Source organism: Coprobacter sp. (assembly GCF_982436375.1).
On record NZ_CEWDCG010000189.1, the window covers coordinates 1 to 5,955 of the forward strand.

The following is a 5,955-nucleotide window of genomic DNA, read 5'->3' on the forward strand; positions in this document are numbered from 1 at the left end:
TTTATTATTATATCCGAGAATCGGATAAATAGTGATTTTGTAAAACGATTTATTCCCGTATTTTTGTTTAACCGTTCTAAATAAATAATCTATGATGCAATTAATTCGAATTACTGATTCTGATGATGCTTTCTTGAAAAGACTCATTTCTTTATATGAAGAATCTTTTCCATTGGAAGAAAGACGCCCGGTAGAACAATTGAAACGTTTGATAAAATCTGCCGATTCGATGCATTTTAATGCTGTCGTTTTGGATGGAGAATTATGCGGACTTTTTGTGTTTTGGGATTTCGAAACGTTCTATTATCTGGAACATTTCGCTATATATCCTCATTTAAGGAATAAGAAAATCGGACAGCAGGTTTTAGATTATGTGGCAAAGAATCTTTCGGGATTGAGATTGCTTGAAGTAGAGCCCGCAATTGATGATGAGATTGCTATACGACGTGTGGAATATTATCGTAGAAACGGATATAAGGTTCTTGAAAAAGAATATATCCAGCCTTCTTATCATAAGCGAGAAGATGCATGTCCGTTATGGATTATGGGAAACGAGAACTCTGACTTTTTACCTCAATATATAGAGCGGATTAAAGATGAGGTTTATCGCCGGAATATATCGGAATAGCAATAGTTTATAAAAAAATCACCGGAAAGAATAAGTTGTATTCCGGTGATTCTTTTTATTGAAAAATTTACCCAATCTTAGAAGATCGCTCCTTTGGTACTCGGTAACTCATAGTGGAATATATCTCGTCGTATAGCCATTTTTAGGGCACGAGCCAAAGCTTTGAATATTCCTTCTATTTTATGGTGTTCATTGTCTCCTTCAGCTTTGATGTTGAGATTCATTCGGGCTGCATCGCTGAACGACTTAAAGAAATGGAAAAACATTTCCGTAGGCATGTCTCCGATTTTCTCTCTTTTAAATTCTGCATTCCATACCAGCCATGCCCTTCCTCCGAAGTCCAATGCGACAGAACAGAGGCAGTCATCCATTGGCAGATAGTAGCCATACCGTTCTATGCCTCTTTTATCTCCTAAAGCTTTGCCGATAGCTTCACCAAGAGCGATACCTGTATCTTCGATTGTATGATGTTCATCAACGTTCAGGTCTCCTTTTACCTGAATTGTCAGGTCTATTCCCGAATGTTTTCCGATCTGATCGAGCATATGATCGAAAAATCCGAGTCCGGTAGAAATATTACATTTACCGTTACCGTCTAAATTGATCGTTACATGTATGTCGGTTTCAGAAGTTTTACGTATTATTTCTGCACGTCTTTCTCCGGCAAAAAGGAATTCTGTGATTTTATCCCAGTCGGGAGTGACCAATACGCAGGTTTGATCGAGCCCGTTATCTGTTATTTCTTGTAATCCTTGTTCTTCATTTTTTAAGAATATTCCCCGACAACCCATATTTTTTGCAAGCTGCATATCGGTGATGCGATCACCTATGACAAAAGATTGTTTCATGTCATAACTTCCGTCAAGATATTCTTTTAACATTCCAGTTCCCGGTTTTCGAGTAGGGAGATTTTCTTCAGGGAAAGAACGGTCTATTAAAATATTATCAAAAGTCACCCCTTCATTTTCAAAAGCACGTATGATTTTATTTTGTGCAGGCCAGAAAGTCTCTTCAGGAAAAGAATCTGTCCCTAAACCGTCTTGATTACTTACCATGACCAATTCGAAATCGAGTTTTTCTTTAATGAAATGCAGGTTGCGGAATACTTTCGGAATAAATTCTAATTTTTCAAGACTATCCAGTTGATAATCGACAGGAGGTTCTACTACGAGAGTTCCGTCCCGGTCTATGAATAGGGCTTTTTTTATAGAGTTCATAACGTTACTTTTTTTAATGCGTCGATCAATGCCTTGTTTTCTTCGGGTGTACCGACTGTAATACGGAGGCAGTTTTCGCATAAGGTGATCTTGTTGCGGTTACGGACGATGATCCCTTTTGCGACCAAATAATCATATAAGGCTTGAGCGTCCCGGGTTTTTACCAGTAAAAAATTTGCATCGCTTGGGTATATGTGCAGTATGACCGGAAGTGCGGATAACTCTTTTTGAAGGATTTCTCTTTCTGAGACAAGCTCTTTTACCCATGCTTGTATTTCTCCGTTTCGTTTCAAGAGCTCCAAAGCGTGTTCCTGTGTCAACCGGTTAATGTTATAAGGATATTTTATCTTATTGAATATCTGAATAATATTTTTTGATGCAAAAGCCATTCCTAAACGTATTCCTGCACTTCCCCATGCTTTGGAAAAAGTCTGTAATACCACCAAGTTAGGGTATTGGTCGAGTTTCTCCAAAAGAGAAGGATAAGCAGAGAAATCTATATAGGCTTCATCGACAATAACAATGCCTTGAAAATTATCTAATATATACCGTATCTTTTCAAAGGAAAACGAATTCCCCGAAGGATTGTTCGGAGAGCATAGAAATAGCAGTTTACTGTTAGAGTCGGCTTCTGCCAGAAGTTTGTCCGGTTCGAAATCGAAATCGTTGTTGAGTCGGACAGGGCGGTATTCCACATTATTGATGTCGGCGCATACTTTGTACATTCCGTAGGTCGGATCGATGGCTATAACGTTGTCTATACCCGGCTCGCAGAAAGCCCGATATAAGAGATCTATCGGTTCATCGCTTCCTACGCCGAGAAAAATAGACTCTATGTTTACCCCTTTTAAATCGGCTATTTTTTCTTTAACTTTCCATTGTAGAGGGTCAGGATAGCGGTTATACGGAGTATTGTACGGATTTTCGTTGGCATCGAGAAAAACAGATGCTTCACCTTTAAATTCATCTCGTGCCGAAGAGTAAGGCTTGAGCCTCCATATATTGGGTCGAACCAGTTTTTCTAATTTTTTCATGCTGTGTTTATTATTGGTTTATTTTTGCGAGTCTTACCGATACGGCGTTTTTATGAGCGTCGAGCATTTCATTGGCGGCCATTATCTCTATAGTGTTCCCGAGATTCTGCAGTCCTTTCCGGCTGATTTCCTGAAATGTTATCTTTCGTATAAAGCTGTCCAGATTTACTCCGCTGTAAGCTTTTGCATATCCGCTTGTCGGTAAGGTATGATTTGTTCCCGAAGCATAGTCTCCGGCACTTTCAGGAGTATATGGTCCGAGAAAGACAGATCCTGCATTGATGACTCTTTCACTCAATTCCTGGTAGTTACTGCTTTGAATGATGAGATGTTCGGGAGCGTACTCATTGGTAAGGTCGATCACTTCATCCCAGTCGTTTAATAATACAAGGCGGCTGTGTTCTAATGATTTTTTTGCCAGATCTTTTCTGGGGAGCTGTTCGAGTTGACGCTCGATCTCTTGTTTTACGTTTTCGATCGCCGATTTTTCGGTAGTGAGCAATATCGATTGACTGTCTGCACCGTGTTCGGCCTGTGATAAAAAGTCCGAAGCCACAAATTCAGGAAAAGAAGAGCTGTCTGCAATAACTTCGACCTCTGATGGTCCGGCAGGCATATCTATTGCTACATCTTTCAGGCTCACGATCTGTTTTGCTGCAGTTACATATTGGTTTCCGGGACCGAATATTTTATAAACTTTAGGAACACTTTTCGTGCCGTATGCCATTGCTCCGATTGCTTGAATACCTCCTAATTTGAAAACCCTATCGACCCCTGCGGTACGAGCTGCAAAAAGAATTGCCGGGTGGATGTTTTCGTTTGCGTTACACGGGCTGCACATGATGATCTCACGGCAGCCGGCGATGCGAGCCGGTACGGCAAGCATTAATACCGTAGAGAACAAAGGTGCTGTACCTCCCGGAATATAAAGCCCGACTCGTTCTATGCCTACTGCTTTTTGCCAGCATGTTACTCCTTCGGTAGTCTCTATTTTTTGAGGTGTTATGGCCTGTGAAGCATGGAATTTAGCTATATTTTTTTTTGCTGTCAAAATAGCTTCTTTCAACTCTTTGTCAAGCAGCTTTTCGGCTTCGGCGAATTCGTTTTCCTGAACTTCCAGTTCTGACAATCTGACTCCTTGAAATTGTTCTGTATATGAACGTATCGCACAATCTCCGTTTTCTCGGATTTCGTTTAATATGTTTCTGACCTTTTCGTGTAAGGCTAAAGTATTCAAATGCGGACGTTCAGTGATTTTGTTCCAGTCATCTCGGGACGGATATTCGATGATTTCCATAATTATAATACCATTTTTTCGATGTTCAGTACCAATATACCTTCAGCTCCGGCAGTTTTTAGTTTGTTGATGATTTCCCAAAAACGTTTTTCTTCAAGAACCGTATGCACCGAACTCCAGCCCTCTTTTGCGAGAGGCATGATGGTGGGACTTTTGATTCCCGGTAAGACCTCAAGTATTTTATCTAAAGAGTTATTGGGAACATTCATCAGTATATATTTTTTGTCTTCGGCGGCTTGAACGGCATTGATTCGGAATATCAACTCTTCCAGTATTTCGAGTTTTTCGTCTGTCAGATTATTGTTGGCAATGAGTATAGCCTCCGATTCTACAACGACCTCGACTTCTTTCAGTCGGTTACTGACAAGGGTACTTCCCGAACTCACAATATCGAAAATCGCATCGGCAAGGCCTATTCCCGGAGCAATCTCTACAGATCCTGTAATAACGTGTATATCGGCATTTATGTGGTTGTCTTTTAGAAATTTGTTTAAGATTACCGGATAAGATGTCGCAATTTTACGTCCCGAGAACCATTCCAGACCTTGATACTCTTCGTCTTTAGGAATTGCGAGAGAAAGCCTGCATTTGCTGAATCCCAGATTTTTAACGATGCGAGCTTGCTTTTCCTTTTCCATAAATTCGTTTTTACCTACGATCCCTATGTCGGCGACACCGGAAGAGACCGAATCGGGAATATCATCGTCTCTTAGAAAAAGAATTTCTACGGGAAAATTCCGGGCGGGGATCAATAAAGTTCGTTTGGCTGAGGATAATTTGATTCCGGCTTCCGTGAGAAGTCCCATTGTGTCTTCATATAAACGACCTTTTGATTGAACAGCAATGCGTAACATGATAAATTGTTTTTATAAGTTTATAAATTAATTTTGTTCCGGACATAAAAAAAAGGCTTACCCGATCGGCAAGCCTTCTATTTATATTTCTTTTTTACAATACAATTACAGCTCACCTCATTTGAGTTAAGAATGATGATGACCGTGATGTAAAGTAATATTTGTCATAAGTCTTTTATTTTGATGTTGCAAATGTACATTAAATATTATTATTTGCAAATAATATGGCGTTTTTTCTTTTTGAATGTTCTTGAAAAAATGTCGAAACCGATAATTCGTTATTTATTTTTCTCTTTTTGACAAAGGAATGAAAGCTCCGAGAACGATACCGAATATTCCGTAAGCGATAAGCATACCGATTGTGTCTAATATGAGGTTCGGAAGAATGATATTATCCACTGCTATGTATAGACCTATTTCCATTAATATGGCTATTACGATCCCATATATCAAGCCTCTTATCCAATCATTTTTTGCCCAACTCAGTATTTTAATAAAGAAAAGACTGTATATGAATGCAAATATCCAGCCTGCAATTAATTGCAAGAAGAAAGCTCCTAAAATAGAATCGTCTGCTATTGATGATAAAAATATAGGTGAAATATAATTGAATGATCCGCTGATATTTTCGATAAAAGAGACAAATAATAAGGCAAGGGTTGCAAAAAATCCTCCTATGATAGGTTCTTGTATTTTTTTCATATTACTATAATTTTGCGGTTTGAAATAAAAAGATAACCGATATTTGTAGTGTTTATTCGTTTAGAGATCTCTTCAACAAACCGGACGATTTGTTGGTTAAACACATTTTATGGTCATTTTGTTTTTGTGTATTTATTTTTCGGGACGAAAAAATATTTAAAATTCGGAGAATTTTTTGTTGCAGTTGGATGGAAATAGGGGAGAAATAAATAATCTTAGAGCC

6 protein-coding genes are annotated in these 5,955 nt (G+C 38.8%); 1 reads left to right on the plus strand and 5 read right to left on the minus strand.

The window, feature by feature from the left end; translation table 11 throughout:
- Positions 1-91 precede the first annotated feature (91 nt).
- Positions 92-628 (plus strand): GNAT family N-acetyltransferase, encoded by a 537-nt coding sequence (locus AC1WHX_RS09940; RefSeq protein ID WP_022390914.1) that lies wholly within the window; start codon positions 92-94, stop codon positions 626-628.
- Positions 629-705: 77 nt separating this feature from the next.
- Here the strand turns inward: AC1WHX_RS09940 and hisB are convergent, their stop codons facing one another.
- The 5 genes from hisB to AC1WHX_RS09965 all read right to left on the minus strand — a co-directional run bounded on the left by hisB (position 706) and on the right by AC1WHX_RS09965 (position 5,732).
- The gene (hisB, locus tag AC1WHX_RS09945) at positions 706-1,836 is read right to left on the minus strand and encodes a bifunctional histidinol-phosphatase/imidazoleglycerol-phosphate dehydratase HisB (protein WP_278582789.1); all 1,131 of its coding nucleotides are present in this window, start codon (positions 1,834-1,836) and stop codon (positions 706-708) included.
- A 5-nt stretch (positions 1,837-1,841) separates the two neighbouring features.
- Positions 1,842-2,879, minus strand: coding sequence for a histidinol-phosphate transaminase (hisC, locus tag AC1WHX_RS09950; protein WP_009316516.1), 1,038 nt, complete (start codon positions 2,877-2,879; stop codon positions 1,842-1,844).
- 10 nt (positions 2,880-2,889) lie between these two features.
- Positions 2,890-4,176, minus strand: coding sequence for a histidinol dehydrogenase (gene hisD, locus AC1WHX_RS09955; RefSeq protein ID WP_481229267.1), 1,287 nt, complete (start codon positions 4,174-4,176; stop codon positions 2,890-2,892).
- Between the two features lie 2 nt (positions 4,177-4,178).
- Positions 4,179-5,030 (minus strand): ATP phosphoribosyltransferase, encoded by an 852-nt coding sequence (hisG, locus tag AC1WHX_RS09960; protein ID WP_009316521.1) that lies wholly within the window; start codon positions 5,028-5,030, stop codon positions 4,179-4,181.
- A gap of 282 nt (positions 5,031-5,312) precedes the next feature.
- The gene (locus AC1WHX_RS09965) at positions 5,313-5,732 is read right to left on the minus strand and encodes a DUF6789 family protein (RefSeq protein ID WP_009316523.1); all 420 of its coding nucleotides are present in this window, start codon (positions 5,730-5,732) and stop codon (positions 5,313-5,315) included.
- Positions 5,733-5,955: the final 223 nt, after the last annotated feature.

Bases quoted from the DNA above. Each gene is read 5' to 3' on its own strand.
- AC1WHX_RS09940 (WP_022390914.1), top strand. From the start codon at position 92: ATGATGCAATTAATTCGAATTACTGATTCTGATGATGCTTTCTTGAAA.
- hisC (WP_009316516.1), bottom strand. From the start codon at position 2,879: ATGAAAAAATTAGAAAAACTGGTTCGACCCAATATATGGAGGCTCAAG.
- hisD (WP_481229267.1), bottom strand. From the start codon at position 4,176: ATGGAAATCATCGAATATCCGTCCCGAGATGACTGGAACAAAATCACT.
- hisG (WP_009316521.1), bottom strand. From the start codon at position 5,030: ATGTTACGCATTGCTGTTCAATCAAAAGGTCGTTTATATGAAGACACA.
- AC1WHX_RS09965 (WP_009316523.1), bottom strand. From the start codon at position 5,732: ATGAAAAAAATACAAGAACCTATCATAGGAGGATTTTTTGCAACCCTT.